Below are 871 nucleotides of genomic sequence, written 5' to 3' on the forward strand. Positions count from 1 at the left end.
CTCCGTGCCTGCCAAATTCCGCAGCGCTTATCTGCAAAGCCTTCGTCCCGAAGAAGTTCAGGCTTTATTGCCTCACGAACAGGATTCTATCCGTTTGGCCTCCGAGAACCTTTTGGGTAAAGAGATTGCTTTGAATGAAGAACGTGCTGCCCGCAAGAAAGAAATGTTTAAGCTGCTGGTTCCCTCTCCTTACAAAGAGAACACACGCTATGACATAGTACTTCCCGAGGGAAATAACTTTACTTACCGCTATACTCAGGAGTATCCGGTAACAAGAAACCTTCGCAACCTGGCTGTTACCCTGAAAGGGCAGATCACAGCTACCGACCGTAGTGGTTTCCCCATCGCTCCATTAGATACGCTAACATTCTTGATATCTTCTTTGGACGAGTTGGCCGATGGTAAGTTACTGATCAATGCCGACTTTACCGAAGAACAGCGTAAGGACTACACTTTGGGTCTTCAGTTGTTGCGAAATCGGGAGTACAGCCGTGCCTTAAATATCCTTAGTTCATATAAGGACTATAACACGGCCCTTACACTAACATGTCTGGGAGATAATCAGAAGGCCTGGAAGATCCTGACTTCTTTACCTGCCAATGGTAATGTGTATTACCTGGCTGCCATCATCTGCTGTAGGATGAAAGACGAGGGTGGCGCCGTTCAGATGCTTCGTGATGCAGTGAAGGCGGATGGAGATAAACTATTCAGAATCAATCGTGATTCGGAGATCGCTAACCTGGTAGAGAAACGGGGGCTGAAACAGGAGTTGGAGAAGTTGGCTGCTGCGAATTAGGAATTGGTTTATACAACGCACAAACATATCTATTGATATATAACAAAAAAGTGAGAATTGAAAAAGGTTTGAAAC

1 pseudogene is annotated in these 871 nt (G+C 45.6%); it reads left to right on the forward strand.

Annotated elements, in window-relative coordinates:
* A pseudogene (locus D0T60_RS17845) lies at window positions 1-796 on the forward strand (hypothetical protein); the annotation flags it as partial.
* Between the last annotated feature and the right edge of the window lie 75 nt (window positions 797-871).

Source organism: Bacteroides sp. 224 (assembly GCF_010500995.1).
Lineage (GTDB): Bacteria > Bacteroidota > Bacteroidia > Bacteroidales > Bacteroidaceae > Bacteroides.